The 20,506-nt window shown below is 75.3% G+C and carries 20 protein-coding genes; 16 read left to right on the top strand and 4 right to left on the bottom strand.

Going from position 1 to position 20,506, the window contains the following annotated elements; translation table 11 throughout:
* The first annotated feature begins 216 nt into the window (after positions 1 to 216).
* Positions 217 to 822, top strand: a complete 606-nt coding sequence (locus ABZ924_RS08445; RefSeq protein WP_361905889.1) for a sigma-70 family RNA polymerase sigma factor — start codon at positions 217 to 219, stop codon at positions 820 to 822.
* A complete protein-coding gene (locus ABZ924_RS08440; RefSeq protein ID WP_361905887.1) occupies positions 812 to 1,093 on the top strand; it encodes a hypothetical protein in 282 nt (93 codons plus the stop codon). The genes ABZ924_RS08445 and ABZ924_RS08440 overlap by 11 nt, the downstream gene beginning before the upstream one ends.
* Positions 1,094 to 1,095: 2 nt before the next feature.
* Here ABZ924_RS08440 and ABZ924_RS08435 read toward each other — a convergent pair whose 3' ends face one another.
* The 3 genes from ABZ924_RS08435 to ABZ924_RS08425 all read right to left on the bottom strand — a co-directional run bounded on the left by ABZ924_RS08435 (position 1,096) and on the right by ABZ924_RS08425 (position 4,801).
* Positions 1,096 to 3,066: a DUF5107 domain-containing protein gene (locus ABZ924_RS08435; protein WP_361905885.1), complete on the bottom strand. Its 1,971-nt coding sequence runs from the start codon at positions 3,064 to 3,066 to the stop codon at positions 1,096 to 1,098.
* Positions 3,067 to 3,192: 126 nt separating this feature from the next.
* The gene (locus ABZ924_RS08430) at positions 3,193 to 4,092 is read right to left on the bottom strand and encodes an arginase family protein (protein WP_361905883.1); all 900 of its coding nucleotides are present in this window, start codon (positions 4,090 to 4,092) and stop codon (positions 3,193 to 3,195) included.
* A gap of 133 nt (positions 4,093 to 4,225) precedes the next feature.
* Complete coding sequence (locus ABZ924_RS08425) at positions 4,226 to 4,801, bottom strand: GNAT family protein (protein WP_361905881.1); 576 nt, start codon at positions 4,799 to 4,801, stop codon at positions 4,226 to 4,228.
* Between the two features lie 34 nt (positions 4,802 to 4,835).
* Here ABZ924_RS08425 and ABZ924_RS08420 point away from each other — a divergent pair, with 34 nt between their 5' ends.
* From ABZ924_RS08420 to ABZ924_RS08365, 12 genes are all read left to right on the top strand, one after another.
* Entirely contained in the window at positions 4,836 to 5,546 is a 711-nt protein-coding gene (locus tag ABZ924_RS08420) for a hypothetical protein (protein ID WP_361905879.1), read from the top strand.
* Between the two features lie 317 nt (positions 5,547 to 5,863).
* Positions 5,864 to 6,187, top strand: coding sequence for a hypothetical protein (locus ABZ924_RS08415; protein WP_361905878.1), 324 nt, complete (start codon positions 5,864 to 5,866; stop codon positions 6,185 to 6,187).
* A gap of 148 nt (positions 6,188 to 6,335) precedes the next feature.
* Complete coding sequence (locus ABZ924_RS08410) at positions 6,336 to 6,779, top strand: SRPBCC family protein (protein ID WP_361905876.1); 444 nt, start codon at positions 6,336 to 6,338, stop codon at positions 6,777 to 6,779.
* A gap of 264 nt (positions 6,780 to 7,043) precedes the next feature.
* The gene (locus ABZ924_RS08405; RefSeq protein ID WP_361905874.1) at positions 7,044 to 7,877 is read left to right on the top strand and encodes a M55 family metallopeptidase; all 834 of its coding nucleotides are present in this window, start codon (positions 7,044 to 7,046) and stop codon (positions 7,875 to 7,877) included.
* A complete protein-coding gene (locus ABZ924_RS08400; protein ID WP_361905872.1) occupies positions 7,870 to 9,198 on the top strand; it encodes a M20/M25/M40 family metallo-hydrolase in 1,329 nt (442 codons plus the stop codon). Before ABZ924_RS08405 ends, ABZ924_RS08400 begins: the two co-directional genes overlap by 8 nt.
* Positions 9,198 to 11,207 (top strand): prolyl oligopeptidase family serine peptidase, encoded by a 2,010-nt coding sequence (locus tag ABZ924_RS08395; RefSeq protein WP_361905870.1) that lies wholly within the window; start codon positions 9,198 to 9,200, stop codon positions 11,205 to 11,207. Before ABZ924_RS08400 ends, ABZ924_RS08395 begins: the two co-directional genes overlap by 1 nt.
* Positions 11,208 to 11,433: 226 nt before the next feature.
* The gene (locus tag ABZ924_RS08390; RefSeq protein ID WP_361905868.1) at positions 11,434 to 11,985 is read left to right on the top strand and encodes a GNAT family N-acetyltransferase; all 552 of its coding nucleotides are present in this window, start codon (positions 11,434 to 11,436) and stop codon (positions 11,983 to 11,985) included.
* Positions 11,986 to 12,129: 144 nt separating this feature from the next.
* Positions 12,130 to 12,702, top strand: coding sequence for a sigma-70 family RNA polymerase sigma factor (locus ABZ924_RS08385; RefSeq protein ID WP_361905866.1), 573 nt, complete (start codon positions 12,130 to 12,132; stop codon positions 12,700 to 12,702).
* Positions 12,699 to 13,199, top strand: a complete 501-nt coding sequence (locus ABZ924_RS08380) for a transmembrane transport protein (protein ID WP_361905864.1) — start codon at positions 12,699 to 12,701, stop codon at positions 13,197 to 13,199. Before ABZ924_RS08385 ends, ABZ924_RS08380 begins: the two co-directional genes overlap by 4 nt.
* A 92-nt stretch (positions 13,200 to 13,291) precedes the next feature.
* On the top strand, positions 13,292 to 14,347 hold the full coding sequence (locus ABZ924_RS08375; protein ID WP_361905862.1) for an Rv2578c family radical SAM protein: 1,056 nt from the start codon (positions 13,292 to 13,294) through the stop codon (positions 14,345 to 14,347).
* Positions 14,348 to 14,482: 135 nt separating this feature from the next.
* On the top strand, positions 14,483 to 16,075 hold the full coding sequence (locus tag ABZ924_RS08370) for an alpha/beta hydrolase (RefSeq protein WP_361905860.1): 1,593 nt from the start codon (positions 14,483 to 14,485) through the stop codon (positions 16,073 to 16,075).
* 23 nt (positions 16,076 to 16,098) lie between these two features.
* Complete coding sequence (locus ABZ924_RS08365; protein WP_361905858.1) at positions 16,099 to 16,509, top strand: RidA family protein; 411 nt, start codon at positions 16,099 to 16,101, stop codon at positions 16,507 to 16,509.
* Positions 16,510 to 16,554: 45 nt separating this feature from the next.
* On the opposite strand, the gene ABZ924_RS08360 is transcribed toward ABZ924_RS08365, so the two are convergent.
* On the bottom strand, positions 16,555 to 17,124 hold the full coding sequence (locus ABZ924_RS08360; protein WP_361905856.1) for an adenylosuccinate lyase: 570 nt from the start codon (positions 17,122 to 17,124) through the stop codon (positions 16,555 to 16,557).
* Between the two features lie 577 nt (positions 17,125 to 17,701).
* Between ABZ924_RS08360 and ABZ924_RS08355 the strand changes: the two genes are divergently transcribed.
* Positions 17,702 to 19,504 (top strand): 3-hydroxybutyryl-CoA dehydrogenase, encoded by a 1,803-nt coding sequence (locus tag ABZ924_RS08355; RefSeq protein WP_361905854.1) that lies wholly within the window; start codon positions 17,702 to 17,704, stop codon positions 19,502 to 19,504.
* A gap of 166 nt (positions 19,505 to 19,670) precedes the next feature.
* Complete coding sequence (locus ABZ924_RS08350) at positions 19,671 to 20,504, top strand: TetR family transcriptional regulator (RefSeq protein ID WP_361905852.1); 834 nt, start codon at positions 19,671 to 19,673, stop codon at positions 20,502 to 20,504.
* The last annotated feature ends 2 nt before the right edge of the window (positions 20,505 to 20,506 follow it).

Raw genomic sequence — 20,506 nt, 5'->3', positions numbered from 1 at the left:
ACAACAGGCAGGAGGTCGCGCCGAACCGGAACTGCCCGTACTGCGGTGAATCCTTCTGTGTCCGGCGTGCCTCTCATAGGGGTGCGGACGACCGTGTCCGCCCCGCATCCCACCGGGAGGACCCCTTGACCACCACCGTCGTCATCGCCGCCGCGGCCGCCGCGGTGCTGCTGTGCGCGTGCACCGTCACGCTGCTGCGCCGCCGCAGGGGCCGGCGTGGCTGACCGTACCTGGCCCGGTGCCACCCTGGTCGCCGCGGCGCAGCGCGGCGAGGTCGAGGCGCTCACCGCGCTGGTGTACGGCTCCTCCCCGCACGTGCACCGGTTCGCACAGACGCTGTGCGCCTCACCCCAGGACGCCGAGGACGCCGCCCAGGAGGCGCTGATCATCCTCTACCGCAAGATCGGCATGCTGCGCGCCTCCGGGGCGCTGGCCTCGTGGATGTTCCGGATCGTCCGCAACGAATGCCTGCGCCGCACCCGCGCCCTGCTCCCCCGCGGTCCCGCCCACGGGCCGGGCGGGACCGACGCCGCGGCCGACCGGTTCGACGGGTCCGCCGGCACCGCCCGGTCCGCCGAGGAGGACGTCCTGGTGCGCCTGGAAGCCGAACGGGTCGCGGCCGCGGTCGCCGCCCTGCCCGAGGACCAGCGGCGGGTGCTGGTCATGCGGGACATCCAGGGCCTGCCCGGCCGGACCGTCGCCGACCGGCTCGGACTGAGCACCGCCGCGATGAAGTCGCGTCTGCACCGCGCCCGTACGGCGGTACGGGAAGCGCTGCGCGAGGAACCGGCCGCACCGGGGGGAGCCGGCCATGACGGCTGACCCGACCACGCGGGCGCGCGGCGGCTTCGCCAGTGCCTCCGTCCCCCGCCACCTGGCCCGCGGGGCCCTGGGGTTCGGCGCGCTCGCCGGATCCCTGGCCCTGCTGCCCTTCGTCGGCCCGGCGAGCCTGCTGCTCGCCCCGGTGGGCCTCGTCGCACTGCGCGGCTGCCCGATGTGCTGGGCGATCGGCCTCGCGGAGACGGTCTCGGCCGGGCGGCTGCGCCGGTCCTGCACGGACGGGAGGTGCGAACTCACCCGCGCCGAGACCTGACCCTAAGGTCGCATGCGGAAGTCGTACGCCGGCGGGAGCGGGCGGTCCGTGATGCGGGACCAGACCTGCGACAGGATGTCGTCGCCCTCGCGGAGGTCGGGGAGTTCGAAGCCGTCCTCGAAGACGCGGCGGGCGGCGGCCGCGTGGCCCTCCGCCGCCAGCAGCATCGCCGCCAGCAGGCGGAAGCGGGGCTGCTCGCGCAGGGTCGGGCGCAGGCGGTCCCACACGGCCCGGGCCTCGGCGGGGCGGCCGGCCTCCAGCAGGGCGGTCATCGCCTCGCGGCCGAGCGCGGACTCGGCGGCCGTCCAGGCCTCGCCGCCGCGGCTCTCGTCGGCCAGGTCCTCGAAGGCCTCGGCGTAGCGCCGGGCCGCCCGGGCCGGGTCGCCGATCAGGGCGTCGGCCGCCGCCAGGCAGCGCAGCAGCGGCCAGCGCGAGGGGGCCAGCGCCAGGCCGCGCTCCCAGCTGCGCACCGCCTGGGCCACATCGCCCGCATGCCACTGGGCCACGCCCAGGTGGTATTCGGTCAGGGGTTCGGCGGGGGCCGTCTCCAGCATGTCCCGCCAGTGCGGGGCGACCAGGCTGGGGCCGGGAGGCGCCACCCGGCGCGGGGCGGGGAAGACGCCGGTGCGCCACAGCTCCAGCCAGGGCTGCTGGGGCTCGCCCAGGTCGGATTCGGCGAACGGGGTCCCGGGGAGCTTGTGGCCGCCGCACAGGACTTCGAGGGCGCCCCAGCCGGAGCCGAGGGCCAGCCGCTCCCCCGGTTCGGTGTCGGCCGCCCCGCTCCGCCACACCGCGTACGCCTCGTCGACGCGGGCCGGGGGCAGGGCGGTGTCAAGGGCCTGCCCGGCCGCCGTGCGGGCCGCCGCCCAGTCGGGGCCGTGCACCGACGCCGGGTCCGCGGCCAGCGGCCCGTACGCCTCCAGCCAACTCACCTCGGCCCCGCCCTCGAGACGTACGTGCTCCAGCTGGGTGCGGGCCAGCCCGGCCTGGATCTCGGCGTAGCCGCCGGTGCCGGGCTCGGTCAGCCAGTCCTGCCAGCGCCGGCCGCCCTCGCCCGCGCCCCAGACGAAGAGCTTGCGCCCGCGCAGCCGGGCCGTGGAGGTCTGCACCAGGCCCCGGCCCTGTGCGTCCAGGGCGGCGATCCACGGCCGCGGACCGGCCTCGGGGGCGACCTCGTAGAAGTAGTCCGCCGGGTACTCGTGGTGCAGCGGGTACGTGCGGTCCGCGCCCTGCCAGTGCGGGACGGGGACGCGGCGCAGCGTGCGCTCGTAGCCGAAGTGCCAGGCCTCGTCGGCGGGGGCGAGGATCCGGGTGCCGCGGTCCTCGGGGACCGCGGTGTTGGACCACCAGTACAGCGGGGCGGGCCGCTCGTGGGGGTTGCGGACGCGGACGCCGACGTACAGGAACTCCCCGTCGTGCGGCAGCCACAGGTCGACCTGGAAGGGCAGGTCGCGCAGCCGCTCCCACTCCCACAGCCGCAGCATCTCCCCGCCGTCCGGGGCCGGTACGAGCGCGGCGTGCAGCGGGGCGCAGGCGAGGGTGGTGTGGCCGGTGGCGCCGATGTTCCATTCGATGCCGCCGGAGAACCAGGCGCCGTTCAGGGCGAAGTTGGCGGGCTGGAACACCGGGTTGCGGTAGAGGAGTTCACGGCCGGTGGGCACGTGGACGAGGGAGTGGACGCGGCCGCCGAGGCCGGGCAGGACGGTGGCCCGCAGGTGCTCGTTCTCCAGTACGACCGCGTCGAAGTGCCGCTCCTGCCGCTGCCGTTCGTAGCCGTCGAGGATCCGGACGGGCAGCAGGGAGCGCAGCGGCCCGTAGCCGATCTGCCGGGCCATGTCGCGGGGCAGGCCGTCACGCGCCCGCTCGTCCAGTACGTGTACGTCGCCGGGCGGGCGCAGCGCGGGCAGCGGGTTCTCGGGCCCCAACGGGGCTGCGGGCAGGGTCAGTACGGCGCGGCGGACGGTGGTGGCCATGCAGGAAATGGAACACGCCACGGCGGCCGGTGCACAGGGGTTCCGCGGATCACCACCGGTCAGGATTACGCAAAGCCGTGGCCTTGGCCGTGACGCGAGCCGTCACGCGGGCCGTCACGCGGGCCGTCACGCGAAGGCGTCCGCCACGAGGTCGGCGAGGAGGGCGCCGGCCTTGGCATCGGGGTCGAGGTCCGGGTCGTAGATCGTGACGTTGAGGCCCACGCACCGCGGGGAGCCCACCAGCACCTTGAGCAGGCCGGCCAGCTCGGCGGGGAAGAGGCCGCCGGGGTCGGGGCTGTCCACGGCCGGCATCACTGCCGGGTCGAGCACGTCGGCGTCCAGGTGCACCCAGAACCCGGCGGTGACCGGCGGGTGCAGCCCGTCCAGGGACGCCCGCGCCACCGCCTCGGCGCCGCGTTCGCGGATGGCGCCGACGGTGGCGACCGCGATCCCCGCGGCGCGGAGTTCGGCCAGGTCGGCGTCGCCGTCGCGCAGGCCGAAGAGGCGTACGTCCTCGTCGCGCAGGTACGGGCCGAGCCCCTCCAGGTCGGCGAGGTCGGCCTGGCCGCGCCCGGTGGCGAGGGCGAGCTCCTCGCCGCCGGCGGCCCCGACGGGCCCGTTGACGGCCTCGTTGCCGGGGTGGCGGAAGTCGGCGGAGCCGTCGATCGCGGCGAGCCCGTAGCGGCCGAGGCGGCGCAGGGCCAGGGAGGCGCCCAGCTGGATCGAGCAGTCCCCGCCGAGCACGACGGGGAACTCCCCGGCCCGCAGGTGGTTCTCGATCCGGTCGGCGAGGGCCACGGTGTACGCGGCCAGCGGGCCGGCGTGGAAGACGCCGTCGCCCTCCTTCCAGTCCCCGCGGTCGTAGCGCGGCGGTACGACCACCCCGCCCTCGCGGGCGCCGAGCCGGCTCAGCAGGCCCTGTTCGCGCAGGGCGCCGGCCAGCTTGTACACGCCGGGCACGGTGCCGGGAGCGGGCGGGCGCAGGCCCAGGTTGGACGGGGCGTCGAGGAGCACCAGGTTTCGCATGGCCCCCATCCTGTGCCACCGCGGCCGCCGGGACCAAGAGCCCGGCGGGCTTGCGGCTGCGGGGGCTTGCGGCTGCGGGGCGTCCGGCCGGCGGGGGGGCTCGGCGGGGGCTCGCCGCCCCCAGGCCGGCCGGTCAGGCTGGGTCGCGGCCGGCCGGTGGGGCCATCTCGGCGGTGATCGCCCAGCGCTCGTGGTCGCGCCACGCCCCGTCGACGTGGAGGAAGTCCGGGGAGAAGCCCTCCAGGCGGAAGCCGCGGCCGCGGACCAGCGCGATGGAGGCGGCGTTGCCGGGCTGGACGTTGGCCTCCAGCCGGTGCAGGCCCATCCCGCCGCGCTCCTGCGGGGCGAAGGCGTGGCCGAGCAGCAGTTCGAGCCCCTCGCCGAGCAGGCCGCGGCCCGCGGCGTGCGCGAAGGCCCCGTACCCGAGGGCTCCGCACTGGAACGCCCCGCGCACGATGTTGTTGACGTTGACGAAACCGGCGATTGCTCCGGTCGCGCGCTCGCAGACGAGGAACCCGGCGCGGCTGCCGCCGTCGATGAGCGGGGCCGCGTACGCCTCGTACTCCTCCTCGGTGAGGGGCGGGAACAGCCAGGGGCGGTGCAGCTCCCGGCTCTCGCGCGCGCGGGCGGTGAACTCGGGGCCGTCGGCGAGCCGGAAGGGGCGCAGGCCGACCCGGGCCCCCTCCGCGGTGTACGGGAAAAAGGACATCGCCCCAGGCTAGGCGCTGTGCCAGGATCCCGGTGTGATCATCACCCCGAACACCGAAGACGCCCTCCGTGCGGCCGTGCACAACAACGCCGCCTGGTGCGCGGCCGTCTGCCCCGGCGGCGTGTTCACCGCCGGCTCCTGGACGAGCCCGCGGCGCACCCCGCCGTACTACCCCGACGCGGTGACCCTGACCCGGGAGGTGTCGGCGGCGGCCCTCACGGCCGGCATCGACACGCAGTCCCCGGGCTGCTCGGTCAAGGACAGCTTCGCCGTGCTCGACCTCGCCCCGGCCGGCTTCGAGCTCCTCTTCGAGGCGCAGTGGATCCACCGTCCGGCGGATGCCGCCGCGCCGGCCCCCGCATCCGCCTTGTCCTGGTCGCGGATCGAATCGGCGCGGGACCTCGACCGTTGGGAGGCCGCCTGGGACGGCGAGGAGTCCACGGGCCTGTTCCACCCCGGCCTGCTGACCCCGGAGATCGCGTTCCTGGCGGGGCGGTCGGCGGAGGGCCGGATCGTGGCCGGGGCGGTCGCGAACGAGGCCGCGGGCGTGGTCGGCGTCTCGAACGTGTTCACGCAGGACGGCGTGGCCGACGAGGAGGCCTGGTCGGGCGCCCTCGCCGAGATCGCGTCCCTGTGGCCCGGCCGCGCGGTGGTCGGCTACGAGGCCGGCGAGGACCTCGCCACGGCCCTCCGCCACGGCTTCACCCCCCTGGGCCCCCTCCGCGTCTGGCTCCACACGGCCTGACCGGCCCTGCCGTCCACGAAGGAGGCCATTCCCCACCACGGGGGGGCGGACTCGCCGCCTTCAATGGCCCGGGCGCGGCAACCGGAGGCACGGGCGAGGTGGGGCGGGACATGGGCGCGAGGCAACCCGGCCAGGGCCGACCGGACTGGGGATGATGCTCGGGGGCACGGGGGGGCATACCCGGACACCGGAGCCGACAGGAGCCGGCCGGTGCTCCCCACGGGGGAGGTACGCCCGGGCCGGTGCGCGCGCACGGCACCGAGACGCGCCCGAACAGGCGGGCTCCCCTGACCGCCCGGGTACGCCGAAGCGACCGGGTGGAGCGAGAGCGGCCGCGCAGCCAACAGGAGCCGCCGGCCCGGCCGAAGGCACGGCGACGGAGCCGTACGGCCCACACGGGCAGCCCACCGGAGGCGCCGAGCGGACCGGGGGCAGGCCCGCACCGCCGCAGGGCCCGGAAAGGCAACCCACCCACGGCACCGAGGAGCGGGCCGCGCCGCCGCATCGAGCTGTTCGTCGCGGGCGACGCCGGCCAGGCCTACCCGCTGTTCGTCGACAGCGACGCGGGCTCCGGCAGGCCCGCCGACCAGGTCGGGCTGTTCGACACCGCACGCGCGCAGCTGCGTACGGACGTCCGCTGACGCCACTGACGTCGGCCGGCGCCGCTGACGGCCTCTGACGCCACTGACGGCCGCTGACCCGCGTGGCAGGGGGGCCGATTTTGGGCGGCCGCCCCGGAAGTGGTTGGCTTGCCGCCGACGAGGCAACACAACTGCTGGAGGAACAGGTATGGCGCAGGTCGAGGCCACCACGGAGCGGATCATCGCGGCCGACGCGGAGACCGTGTTCGACGCGCTGGCGGACTACACCGGCACCCGGGGCAAGCTGCTGCCCGAGCACTTCAGCGAGTACGAGGTGCGCGAGGGCGGCGACGGCGAGGGCACCCTCGTCCACTGGAAGCTCCAGGCCACGAGCAAGCGCGTGCGCGACTGCCTGCTGGAGGTCACCGAGCCCACCGACGGCCAGCTGGTGGAGAAGGACCGCAACTCCTCCATGGTCACCACCTGGCTCGTCACCCCGGCCGGCGAGGGCCGGTCCAAGGCCGTGGTCACCACCGTCTGGAACGGCGCCGGCGGCATCGGCGGCTTCTTCGAGCGCACCTTCGCGCCCAAGGGGCTCGGCCGGATCTACGACACGGTGCTGGAGAACCTGGCCCGCGAGGTCGAGAGCTGACCGGCGCCGCTCACGCCGGTCGGTGCGGTGTCCGGGGGTGAGGCCGTGCACACGGCCTCACCACATCGGGTGAACTGCCCCGCCGCGCCGGCGCCCCCGGACGAACTGCGGTCCCGGCACGGCGACTTCGACCGCCGCGCCGGGCGTGGCCAGCGGGCCCCTGGGGGCCCGGAGGGCTAGGCTGGAGGCCTGTGCGGAAGGCGGTCGTCCGGATCGGGCGGCGCGCCCGGCCGCGCGTCGCAGCCGACCCGCCCAGGGGGCCCGATGAAGATCCTCGTCTCCGCCGACATGGAGGGCGCCACCGGCGTCACATGGCCCGCGGACGTCCTGCCCGGCACCCCCCAGTGGGAACGCTGCCGGTCCCTGTTCACCTCCGACGTGAACGCGGCCGTACTCGGCTTCCTCGACGGCGGCGCCGACCGGGTCCTGATCAACGAGGCCCATTCCACCATGCGCAACCTGCTGCTGGAGCGGCTCGACGAGCGCGCCGAGATGATCACCGGCCGCCACAAGTCGCTGAGCATGGTCGAGGGCGTCCAGCACGGCGACGTCGACGGCGTCGCCTTCGTCGGCTACCACACCGGCGCCGGATCGCAGGGCGTGCTCGCGCACACGTACCTGGAGAACTCCATCACCGGCGTCTGGCTGGACGGGGTCCGCGCGAGCGAGGGGCTGCTCAACGCCCGCGTCGTCGCCGAGTTCGGGTCCCCCGTCGTGCTGGTCACCGGCGACGACCTGACCTGTGCCGATGCCGCGGGGTACGCCCCGGACGCGGTGACCGTCGCGGTCAAGGACCACGTGTCCCGCTACGCCGCCGTCTGCCGCACCCCCGCCCGCACGGCCGCCGACATCCGGGCGGCCGCCAAGGAGGCCGCCGGCCTCGCGGTGCGCCGGGACCCGGTGCAGCGGGGCCCGCACACCGTGGAGGTCGAGTTCGACGCCGAGCACCTGGCGATGGGCGCCACCGTCGTCCCCGGCGTGGAGCGCTGCGGCGAGCGCCGGGTCGCGTACACCAGCGCGACGATGTACGAGGGGATCCGCACGTTCAAGGCGGTCACGACGGTCGTCCGGGCAGCAGTGGAGGAGCAGTATGGCTGAGTCCCCGGTCGACCCGGTGGCGCTCGACGAGGCCGTCGAGTTCACCTCCGACCTCATCCGCATCGACACCACCAACCGGGGCGGCGGCGACTGCCGCGAGCGGCCCGCCGCCGAGTACGTCGCCGAGCGCCTGGCCGCGGCCGGCCTGGAGCCCGTCCTGCTGGAGCGCACGCCCGGCCGTACCAACGTGGTGGCCCGGATCGCGGGCAGCGACCGCTGCGCGCCGGCCCTGCTGGTCCACGGCCACCTCGACGTGGTCCCCGCCGAGGCCGCCGACTGGAGCACACACCCCTTCTCCGGCGAGGTCCGCGACGGGGTGGTGTGGGGCCGCGGCGCCGTCGACATGAAGAACATGGACGCGATGGTCCTGGCGGTCGTACGGGCCTGGGCGCGGGCCGGCGTCAGACCCCGACGGGACATCGTCATCGCGTACACCGCCGACGAGGAGGACAGCGCCGTCGACGGGTCCGGCTTCCTCGCCGACCACCACCGCCACCTCTTCGAGGGCTGCACGGAGGGCCTGAGCGAGTCCGGTGCCTTCACCGTCCACAACGGCCCCGGCCAGCTGCTGTACCCCATCGCGGCCGGTGAACGGGGCACCGCCTGGATGAAGTTGACCGCCCACGGCACGACGGGGCACGGTTCCAAGCCCAACGCGGCCAATGCCGTCAGCCGGCTCGCCGCCGCCGTCGCGCGGATCGGGGAGTACCGCTGGCCGGTCCGCCTCACCGACACCGTCGCCGCCTGCATCACCGAACTCGCCGCCCTCCAGGGCCTGTCCGTCGATCCGCGCGCCCGCAGCACCGACCTCGACGAGCTCCTGCCCAAGCTCGGCCCGGCCGGGGCCCTCGTCGAGGCGACCATGCACAACAGCGCCAACCCGACGATGCTCACCGCCGGTTACAAGGTGAACGTCGTTCCCGGCCACGCCACGGCCTACGTCGACGGGCGGACCCTGCCCGGCGGCGAGGAGGAGTTCCTCGCCACCCTCGACGAGCTGACCGGTCCCGACGTCACCTGGGAGTTCCACCATCGCGAGGTGGCCCTCGAAGCCCCCGTCGACGGGCGGACGTTCGCCGTCCTGCGCGAGTCCGTCGAGCGCTTCGACCCCGAGGGCCGCGTCGTGCCCTTCTGCATGGCGGGCGGCACCGACGCCAAGCAGTTCTCCCGGCTCGGGATCACCGGCTACGGCTTCTCGCCGCTCAAGCTGCCGCCGGGCTTCGAGTACTGGTCCCTCTTCCACGGCGTGGACGAGCGGGTCCCCGTCGAGGCCCTCCACTTCGGCGTGCACGTCCTCGACCACGCGCTGCGGACGCTGTGATGGGCGAACTGCCCTACGGCACCTGGCCCTCGCCCGTCGACGCCGCGCTCGCCGCCTCCCTCGACGGGCGGCCCGAGTACCTCGGGACCGTCGGCCCCGAGGTGTGGTGGACCGAACCCCGCCCGGCCGAGGGCGGCCGCCGCACCCTCGTGCGCCGTCCCGCGGACGGCGGCACCCCGGTCTCGGTGCTGCCCGCGCCGTGGAACGTCCGCAGTGCCTTCACCGAGTACGGCGGCATGCCCTGGGCGGGGGCCGAGCGGCCCGGGCGCGGCCCCCTGGTGGTGTTCGTCCACCACGCCGACCAGCGGCTGTACGCGTACGAACCCGACGCGGGCGAGCCCGACGAGGACGAGCCCGACGCGCACGAGCCCGCCCCGCGCCCGCTCACCCCGCTGTCCTCCGTCGGCGGCGGCCTGCGCTGGGTCGATCCGGTGCTGCGCGGGGACGAGGTCTGGTGCGTGCTGGAGGAGTTCACCGGGCCGGCCTCCACCGACGTGCGCCGCGTCCTGGCCGCCGTACCGCTGGACGGGACGGCCGCCGGGGACCGCTCGCGCGTACGGGAGCTGACCGACGACCGGCACCGCTTCGCCACCGGCCCGCGGCTGTCCCCCGACGGGCGGTACGCGGCCTGGCTGGTGTGGGACCACCCGCGGATGCCGTGGGACGGCACCGAGGTCCGGCTCGCCGAGGTCCGCGGGGACGGCACCCTGGCCGGGGCCCGCACCCTCCTCGGCGGCCCCGAGGAGGCGGTCGCCCAGGTGGACTGGATGCCCGACGGCACCCTCCTCGCGGTCAGCGACCGCAGCGGCTGGTGGAACCCGTACCGGGTGGACCCGGACACCGGCGAGGCGGTCAACCTGTGCCCCCGCGAGGAGGAGTTCGGCGGCCCGCTGTGGAAGCCCGGCCTGCGCTGGCTCGCCCCGCTGCCGGACGGGCTCGTCGCCGTGCTGCACGGCCGGGGCTCCCCGGTCCTCGGCGTGCTCGACCCCGAGACCGGCGACCTCGTCGACGCCGCCGGCCCGTGGACCGCCTGGCAGCCCGCGCTGGCCGTCCACGGCAGCAGCGTCTACGGGGTCGCGGCCAGCCCGCGCAGCGCCTACGAGGTCGTCGAGCTCGACACGGAGAGCGGACACGCCCGGGTGGTGGGCGCGGCCGCAGCCGGCCCCGTCGACCCGGCGTACTACCCCGAACCGCAGACCCGGACCTTCCTCGGCCCCGACGACCGGGAGATCCACGCCCACGTCTACCCGCCGCACCACCCGGCCCGCCGGGCCCCCGCCGACGAGCTGCCCCCGTACGCGGTGTGGGCGCACGGCGGCCCCACCGAGCACGTGTCGCCCGTACTGGACCTGCACATCGCGTACTTCACCTCCCGCGGCATCGGGGTCGTCGAGGTGAACTACGGCGGTTCCACCGGCTACGGGCGCGCCTACCGGGAGCGGCTGCGCGAGCAGTGGGGCGTGGTCGACGTCGAGGACTGCGCGGCCGTGGCCCGGGCCCTGGCCGCGGAGGGCACCGCCGACCCGGACCGGCTCGCCATCCGGGGCGGCAGCGCGGGCGGCTGGACGGCCGCCGCCTCGCTGGCCTCGACCTCCCTGTACGCGTGCGCGGCGATCCGCTATCCCGTCCTGGACCTGCGGGGCTTCGCCGAGGAGACCCACGACCTGGAATCCCGGTACGTCGAGGGCCTGGCCGGGCCGCCGCAGACCCTCGCCGTACGCTGCCGGGAGCGCTCGCCCGTGGCCCGCGCCGACCGGATCACCGCGCCGTTCCTGCTGCTCCAGGGCCTGGACGACGCGGTGTGCCCGCCCGCCCAGGCGGAGCGGCTGCTGTCCGCCCTGCGCGGCCGAGGCGTGGCGCACGCGTACGTGGTGTTCGAGGGCGAGGGGCACGGCTTCCGCCGGGCAGACACCATGGTCCGCGCCTTGGAGGCCGAACTCTCCCTGTACGCACAGGTCTTCGGCTTCGACCGGCCGGACGTGCCGCGGCTGCACCTGGAGGCGAGCTGAGGAAGCCGGGGCGTGGGGTTGCCGCTCGCCGGGGTCTGTTACCGTCGCGGGTGAGCGCGTGGTGCGCGAACACGGTGACGGATGCGGGAGGTTGATGAATATGGCCGTCGACGGCCTTCGTCCGCATGCCCTTTTCCGGTCCGCGCGCTGACACGACGCGACGCCACGCGACGCCACGCGAGTCACGCGGCGCGGTCCGGGTCCTTCCCATGACCAGGAGACACCCGTGCATTCCGCACCTTCGAAGACTTCGAATCCTTCGCACGAGCGCGCCGAGCTGACCACCGAGCGGCTCGTGCTCCGTACCTGGACCGCGGCCGAGGCCGGCGCCGTCCTCGCCGGTGACGGCCGCCGGCCGGGCGGCTGGGCCGAGGACTTCCCGGCCGAGGGCGACCGCGTCATCGCGGGCCTCTTCGACGGCCACCCCGCCTGGCTCGGCCCGTACGGGCACCGGCTGCTCGTCGAGCGGTCCACCGGCCTCGTGGTGGGCTCGATCGGCCTGTTCTGGCCGCCCGCCGAGGGAGTGCTCGAACTGGGCTACGGCGTCGTCGCCTCCCGGCGCGGCCGGGGCTACGCCACCGAGGCCACCCGGGCGCTCGCCGCGTACGGCCTCGCCGCGCCCGGCGTCCACACGGTGACCGCCGGCGTGGAGCTGTCGAACCCGGCCTCCGTCCGCGTCCTGGAGAAGGCCGGCTTCGAGCGGTACGGCGCCGCTCCGGCCGAGGAGGCCGAAGGCGTGCTCCGCTTCCGCCTGACGCGCCCGGCCCCCCGCGAGTAGGCAGGACGGCGACGGGGGTGGGGCGGCGCCGACCGCCGCCCCACCCCCTTGCGGGCCGTCGCAGCGCCCCGCGTCCCGCCGGTGAACCTTTCCGGCTCGCGGGCCGACTGTCCGGGTGAAGGCTGCGCGAGGCGGGGAGGTGCGGTGGGCGGCGACGAAAGACGCGACGGGCTGCTGGTGGTGCGCTGCCAGCTCGGGGAGCGCGAGGCGTTCCGCGAGCTGGTGCGCGTCTGGCACGGCCCGGTGTGGCGGTACGTGCGGGGCATGGCCGGTTCGGCGCACCTCGCGGACGACCTGGCCCAGGAGGTGTGGCTCGGCGTGGTCCGCGGGCTGCCGCGGCTTCGGCAGCCGGAGCGGTTCGCCCCCTGGCTGTTCACCATCGCCCGGCGCGCGGTCGCCGAGCACCTGCGCCACGCGTACCGGGCTGCGGAGGCGGCCGCGGAGGACGCGGGCGCGGAAGACGCGGAGGCGGCCGCGGGGGACGACCCCGCGGACGGCGTGCTGACCACGATGCAGGTGGAGGCCGGCCTGAGCGGGCTGCCGCCCCTGGAGCGGGAGGTGCTGATCCTGTTCCACCTCCAGGACCTGCCCCTGGCTGCCTGCGCGGAGGCGCTCGGCGTGCCGCCGGGCACAGTGAAGAGCAGGCTGCACCGGGCGCGTCGCATGCTGCGGAGCGTCCTGGCCGAGAGGGGATACGAGAGGGGATACGGGTCATGAGCGACCACCAGTCGTCCGCGGACCGGCGGGACGTGCCGGAGGAACTCGAGCGTGCGCTGGCCGCGGAGGTCTCGCTGGGTGCCCGGATGCGCCACACGGCGGTGGGACTGGCCGGCGGGTGCGGGGCGGCGCTGGTCGGGCTGCTGTGGGCCACCGAGCCCGGCCCGCTCCCGGTGCGCACGCAGGCCGCGTTCGCCGGGCTGATCGCGATCGGGCTGGCGTGGGCCGTCTTCGCCGGGTGGGTGCTGACCCGGCGCCGGCCGCTGTACGCGCGGGACCGGGTGCTGGGGGCCCGGCTGGCGCTGGCGGCCACCGCGGCGACCGGGGCGGCCGGGACGGTCCTGGCCGCGCTGCGCGCCTCCGCGGCCGCGGCCCTGACCACCGCCTTCGTCGGCGCGGCCTTCGCCGCCGCGGCCGGGTACGCCCTGGCTCGGGCGCACTCCCGCCGCCGCGCTCTGCTCAGGTTGCACGACGCCTTCCGGCACGAGGATCCCTGAGCCCGCCCGTGGTCCGCCCTGGCTCGCCCCGCACGATCATGGGAACGTTTGTTCTATTCTCTGGTCGAGCGAGCTACCGAGGGAGGCGTGCCATGCGCTGGGACAACCTGACCGGGGACGAAGGCGGCGGCCGGGACGGCGCGGCCGCCGGGCCCCTCGCCCTCTTCGCCGCCGACTCCGTCGTCACCCGCACCTTCGACACCCCCGAGTTCCGCGGGATCACCTTCCACGAGGTCCGCGCCCGGTCGATCCTCAACCGGGTCCCGGGCGCCTCGCGGATGCCGTTCGAGTGGACCGTGAACCCGTACAGGGGCTGCAGCCACGCCTGCGTGTACTGCTTCGCGCGCAAGACGCACAGCTACCTCGACCTCGACACCGGGCTCGGCTTCGACTCGCAGATCGTCGTCAAGACCAACGCCCCGGAGCTGCTGCGCCGCGAGCTCGGCTCGCGCCGCTGGAGCGGGGCGCACATCGCCATGGGCACCAACGTGGACTGCTACCAGCGCGCCGAGGGCCGCTACCGGCTGATGCCCGGGATCATCGAGGCCCTGCACGAGCGCGCCAACCCGTTCTCCATCCTCACCAAGGGCACGCTGATCCTGCGCGACCTGCCCCTGCTGCGCGCGGCCGCCGAGGTCACGGAGGTCGGGATCTCCGTCTCCGTCGGCTTCACCGACACCGCGCTGTGGCGGACCGTCGAGCCGGGTACGCCGTCCCCCGCCGCGCGGCTCGCCGCCGTACGGGCCCTGACCGACGCCGGCATCGAGTGCGGGGTGCTGATGGCCCCGGTGATCCCCTTCCTCGGGGACTCCCCCGAGCAGCTGCGGGCCACGGTCGCGGCCGTCGCCGCCTCCGGCGCAACCTCCGTGACACCCCTGGTACTCCATCTGCGGCCCGGGGCGCGCGAGTGGTTCACCGCCTGGCTGGGCCGCCACCACCCGCACCTGGTCGGGCGGTACGCGCGGATGTACGCGGACGGGGCGTACGCGCCGACCTGGTACCAGCGCCGGATCACGCGCCAAGTCCACGAACTCGCGGCGGAATTCGGCATCGGCCCGGCCCGGCGGGGCGCGTCCCGCCGGATCGCCGTCCCGGAGCCGCCGACCGGCCCGGCGCCCGGGGGGCCGGCGCAGCTCACGCTGCTGTGAGGGCGGGCCGCGTCGCCGCGGCCCCTGAAATCTCATCACATCGGGCCAATCCGCCGCCCAATGCCGTCTTCCGGGCAGGGTTTCCGGGACGATTCCGCCCAGAACCCTCGGCTGGGAGGCCCCATGCTGCACCCGATGAAGAAGCGCGGTCCCCTGAAGAAGCGCGCCGCCGTCCTGCTGTCCGTCGCCACCGCCACCGCCGCCGCGGTGACCGGCCCGGCCGGGGCCACGGCGGCCGCCGCGCACCCGTCCGCCGGCGCTCCCGCCGCGGCGGCCGCCGCGCTGCGCTGGACCGGCTGCGCCACGAGCCGCTACCCAACGCTGCAGTGCGCCTCCCTCAAGGTCCCCCTCGACCACGCCCGGCCCACCGGGCGGCAGATCACGCTGGCCCTGACCCGGGTCCCGCACACCGCCGCCAAGAGCCAGGGCCCGCTGCTGGTCAACCCGGGCGGCCCGGGCGGCAGCGGGCGCGGCCTGGCCCCGTACGTCGCCACCGCGCTGCCGAAGGACGTCGCCGCCCAGTTCGACGTGATCGGCTTCGACCCGCGCGGGGTCGGCAAGAGCGAGCCGGCCCTCGACTGCACGGCCGGCCACTTCAACCCGGTCCGCCCCGACTCCGTGCCGTACGGGGCGCAGACCGAGGAGGCGAACCTGAAGCGGGTGCAGGCCTTCGCCGAGGCCTGCCAGACCCGGCACGCGGACGTGCTCCCGTACATCGACACCGTCTCCACCGCCCGCGACATCGAGCTGATCCGCGCCGCGCTGGGCGCGCAGAAGATCAGCTACTTCGGCTACTCGTACGGGACGTACCTGGGCGCCGTGTACGGGCGGCTGCACCCGGACCGGATCCACCGCCTGGTCCTGGACTCCGTCGTCGACCCGGGCGGCGTCTGGTACGAGGACAACCTCGCGCAGGACCGGGCCTTCGACGCCCGCCACAAGGCCTTCCTGGCCTGGGTCGCCGAGCACGACGCCGCCTACCGGCTGGGCACCGACGCCGCCGAGGTGGAGCGGCGCTGGTACGCGGTGCGCGACGCCCTGCGCACGGAGCCGGCGGGCGGCAAGGTGGGCCCGTCCGAGCTGGAGGACACCTACATGCCGGGCGGCTACTACAACGGCTACTGGCCGAACCTGGCCGAGGCGTTCTCGAAGTACGCGGTGGACGGGGACCCGGCGCCGCTGGTGGCGGCGTACGAGAGGTTCGGGGCGGTGGAGCCCTCGGCGGGCAACGGCTACAGCGTGTACACGGCGGTGCAGTGCCGGGACTCGGCCTGGCCGAAGGACTGGAACCGGTGGCGGGCCGACATGTGGCGCACGCACGTCGAGGCGCCGTTCATGACCTGGAACAACGCCTGGTACAACGCCCCGTGCGCGTTCTGGAAGACGGAGCCGCTGCAGGCGCCGGACGTGGCCAACGCCGACCTCCCGCCGGCGCTGCTGCTCCAGGCCACCGACGACGCGGCGACGCCGTTCGGGGGCGCGCTGGCGATGAAGGAGAAGCTGAAGGGTTCGGCCCTGGTGGTGGAGGAGCGCGGCGGGAACCACGGGATCTCGCTGAGCGGCAACACGTGCCTGGACGAGAAGGTGGCGGCGTACCTGAGGACGGGGCAGGCGGCGGACGCGACGTGTGCGGCGCAGCCCGACCCGAAGCCGGCCGCGGCCACGCGGGCGGCGGTCCACTCGGCGGGCGGCGCGGCCCTCCACGGGCTGCTGGGCTTCCGCGGCTGATCATGACCGGGCAGGATCTGCCCATGACCACCAACGCCGTCATCCGCGTCCCCGCCCCCGAGGGCCTCAGCCCGAGCCCCCAGTACAGCCACGTCGTCTGGGGCACGGGCAGGTTCGTCGCGGTCTCCGGGCAGTGCTCCTTCGACGAGGGCGGCGAGGTGGTGGGCGCGGGCGACGCCGCCGCCCAGGCCCGGCAGGTGTTCGAGAACCTGCGCCGGTGCCTGGCGGCGGCCGGGGCGGGCTTCGACGACGTCGTGAAGCTGACGTACTTCGTGACGGACATGGCCCACATGCCGGCGGTACGGGCGGCCCGCGACGAGGTGATCGCCCCGGACCGGCTCCCGGCCTCCACGGCCGTCCAGGTCTCGGCCCTGGTCCGCCCCGAACTCCTGGTGGAGATCGAGGCCTACGCCGTCCTCCCCGCGGAGGCCTGAGACCGGGCGGCCCGGCCGGGTGTCCGCCCGGTCGGACACCGGCGGTCAGGCGGTCCGCGGCAGGGCGCGCAGGGCCGCGGTCGCCGCGACGGCCAGCCGCGGGTGGGCCTGGGCCCGGGCGAGGACCTCGCGGGAGGCGGGGTCGGCCAGGGCGCCCAGCCCCTCCACGCAGGCCAGCGCCACCCGCCAGTACGGGTCGTTCGGGGCGAGCAGCCGGGACAGGGTGCGGATCAGCGCCGGGGCGGACTCGGGCGCCCGCAGTGCGGCCAGCAGGCGGACCGGCTGCAGGGCGTAGGCCGTGCGGAGCTCGTTGGTGGCCAGGGCGGCCGCCGCGCGGGCGGTGCGCGGGTCGCCCAGGACGGCCAGGGCCTCGGCGGCGGCGGCGCAGCGCGGCGGGTCGCGGTGGTTGAGCAGCAGGACCAGCGTCTCGAAGGCGCGGCGGTCGCCGGCCAGGCCCAGCCGGTACGCGGCCAGCTCCCGGGCCCACAGGGGCAGCCCGGCCGACGTCAGGGAGGCCGCCAGCGCGTCCGGGTCCGCTGCGAGCAGCTCCGCGTACCGGCGTGATCCGCCGGATCCGTCCGCTTCGGCGCGCAGGCGCTCGAGTACGTCGCTCACGGCGCCCACCCTAGGGGGTGGCGGGGCCCGCGCGTGGGGCGTTGGCCCGGGTCGGTCCCCCTCCCACGGCCGGGCGGCACACCGGACCTGACGGCCCGTCCGGGGTGAGGGGCCCGCCCCTTGCCCCGCCGGCCGGCCCGGCCCTCGCCCCGCCGGCCGCCCCGCGCGTCGTGTCCCGCCGGCGGCTGCCGTCGCGGCGTACGTCACACCGACTGGTGTACCCGGTGCTATGGCCAAGCAGTTACCGACGAGTTACTCTCGCTTCAACACGTACGAGGCCGGCCTGGTGACGCAGCCGCCTCGTGCAGTCGGTCCGGTACGCCACGCACCGCCACGTACCGCCATGCACCACCCCGCACGCCTTGCACCGCAGCAGCACGTCTGCTCCGCGTACGGCGCTCTCCACGGCGCGGCCCCGGGACAGGGTCCGCCGCTCTCCGCCCCGCCCTCACGGCGCTCTGCGCGGAACCTCCCGTTGTTTCACCGTCTTTCATGCCGGACTTCTTCCGGTCTTCGGCCGCGCGTCGTGCGCCGCGCGCCGCCCCCAGTCGTCACCCTCATCCACTGGAGTCCCGCGATGGACCTTCCGTCCACGTCCAGTCAGTCCACCCTGCAGACCATCGCCGTCGTCGGCCTCGGCACGATGGGCACCGGCATCGCCGAGGTCCTCGCCCGCGCCGGCCGCGAGGTCATCGGCATCGACATCAGCGAGGCCGCCACCCGCCGGGCCACCGCGGCCCTCGCGGCGGCCACGGCCCGCTCCGTGGCCCGCGAGCGGATCAGCGAGCAGGAGCGCGAGGCCGTCCTCGCCCGGCTGCGCACCTACACCGAGCTGAGCGCCGCCGCCGACGCCGACCTCGTCATCGAGGTCGTCCCGGAGGACTACGAGCTCAAGCACCGGATCTTCACCGAGCTGGACGCCGTCGTGCGGCCGGACACGATCCTGGCCACCGGCACCAACGCCCTGTCGGTGACCCGGCTGGCCGCCGAGTCGCAGCGCCCCGAGCGCGTCCTCGGCCTGCACTTCTTCAACCCGGCGCCCGCGATGAAGCTGGTCGAGGTCGTCTCCAGCGTGCTGACCGCCCCGCCGGCCGTGGAGGCGGTCACCGCCCTGGCCCGCGAGTTGGGCAAGGAGCCCGTCTCGGTGGGTGACCGGCCCGGTTTCGTCGCCGACGGGCTGCTGTTCGGCTACCTCAACCAGGCCGCCGCGATGTACGAGTCGAAGTACGCCTCCCGCGAGGACATCGACGCGGCGATGCGGCTCGGCTGCGGCCTGCCGATGGGCCCGCTGGCCCTGCTCGACCTGATCGGCGTGGACACCGCCCGCACCGTCCTGGAGGCCATGTACGCCGCCTCCGGAGACCGCCTGCACGCCCCCGCCCCGATCCTCGGCCACCTCGCCGAGGCCGGCCTGACCGGGCAGAAGTCCGGGCGCGGCTTCTACACGTACGAGGAGCCGGGCAGCGCGGCGGTGGTCCGTGACGCCCAGACCCCGCTGGACGGGGCCCGGCTCGGCGAGGGCCGCCCGGTCTCCTCGGTCGGCGTGGCCGGCTCGGGCACCATGGCGAGCGGTATCGCGCAGGTCTTCGCGCAGGCCGGCTACGAGGTGGTGCTCGCCGCCCGCAGCCAGGAGAAGGCCGAGGCCGCCAAGGCCGCGATCGGCAAGTCGCTGGGCCGCGCGGTCGCCAAGGGGCGGCTGACGCAGGAGGCCGCCGACCAGACGCTGGCGCGCATCTCCCCGGCCGGCTCGCTGGACGCCTTCGCGCACGTGGACCTGGCCGTCGAGGCGGTGGCCGAGGACCTGGCGGTCAAGCAGGAGCTGTTCGCCACCCTCGACAAGGTCTGCAAGCCGGGCGCGGTCCTGGCCACGACCACGTCCTCGCTGCCGGTGATCGCCTGTGCCCGCGCGACCTCGCGCCCGCAGGACGTGATCGGCATGCACTTCTTCAACCCGGCGCCGGCGATGAAGCTGGTCGAGGTGGTCCGCACCGTCCTGACCTCGGACGACGTGCACGCCACGGTCCGCGAGGTCTGCACGAAGGTGCGCAAGCACCCGGTGGACTGCGGGGACCGGGCCGGGTTCATCGTGAACGCGCTGCTGTTCCCGTACCTGAACAACGCGATCAAGATGGTCGAGGAGCACTACGCGAGCCTGGACGACATCGACGCGGCCATGAGGCTCGGCGGCGGCTACCCGATGGGGCCCTTCGAGCTCCTGGACGTCGTCGGCCTGGACGTCTCACTCGCGATCGAGAAGGTCCTCCACAAGGAGTTCCGCGACCCGGGCCTGGCCCCGTCCCCGCTGCTGGAGCACCTGGTGGCGGCGGGCTGCCTGGGCCGGAAGACCGGCCGCGGATTCCGTGAGTACGCCCGCCGGTAACAGGAGGGCATCCGAGCCGGATGCGTGGGGAGGGCTGCTCGGGTCCGCCGGACCCTCACGGCGGGCCGCACCCTCCGAGCCCAGTGCGGGCCCTCCCCCGCATCCATCACTGCCGTCCCACCCCCCTCAGGCGCGCGCCCCCGCGCGAATGAAGTACTTTCGCTCTATGTCCCAGTCCGCCAAGACCTCGCCCCGCGCCGCCACTGCCTCCGACAGCCCGGAGAGCGCGGCCGGCACCAAGGCGGCCGCGCAGCGGCTCAAGATGCGGCGCGAGCTCGCCGCCGCCGCGATGGAGCTGTTCGCGACCAAGGGGTACGAGGCCACGACGGTCGACGAGATCGCCGCGGCCGCCGGGGTGGCGCGCCGGACGTTCTTCCGGCACTTCCGGTCCAAGGAAGAGGCGATCTTCCCGGATCACGACGACACGCTGACCCGGGCCGAGGCCGTGCTGGACGTGGCCCCGGCGCACGAGCACCCGCTCGACACGGTGTGCCGCGGGATCAAGGAAGTCATGAAGATGTACGCCGCCTCCCCGGCGGTGTCGGTCGAGCGCTACCGGCTGACGCGGGAGGTGCCGGCCCTGCGGGAGCGGGAGATCGCCTCGGTGGCCCGCTACGAGCGGCTGTTCACGCGCTATCTGCTGGCCCATTTCGACGAGACCGAGCCCCACGACGGCAACGACGACCCGCTGCTGGCCGAGGTGGCCGCCTCGGCGGTGGTCACGGCCCACAACCACGTGCTGCGGCGCTGGCTGCGGGCCGGGGGCCAGGGGGACGTGGAGGCGCAGCTCGACCACGCCTTCGCCATCGTGCGCAAGACCTTCGGCACGGGCATCGGCGCGGGCCGGAGCATGGCCTCGATGCCCGCCTCCGCCCCGGCGGCGGCGCCGGCGGCCGCGGTGCGGGCGCACGACGAGGTGCTGGTGGCGGTGGCCCGTACGGACGCCCCGCTGGACGAGGTCATGCGGACCATCGAAGAGGCCCTGCGCAAGAACACCTAGCC

Origin of the sequence: Streptomyces sp. NPDC046876, from assembly GCF_040645035.1 — a bacterium.
Classification (GTDB): domain Bacteria; phylum Actinomycetota; class Actinomycetes; order Streptomycetales; family Streptomycetaceae; genus Streptomyces.
The sequence above is the reverse complement of the archived record's forward strand: the minus strand, read 5'-3'. Positions and strand labels throughout refer to the sequence as shown.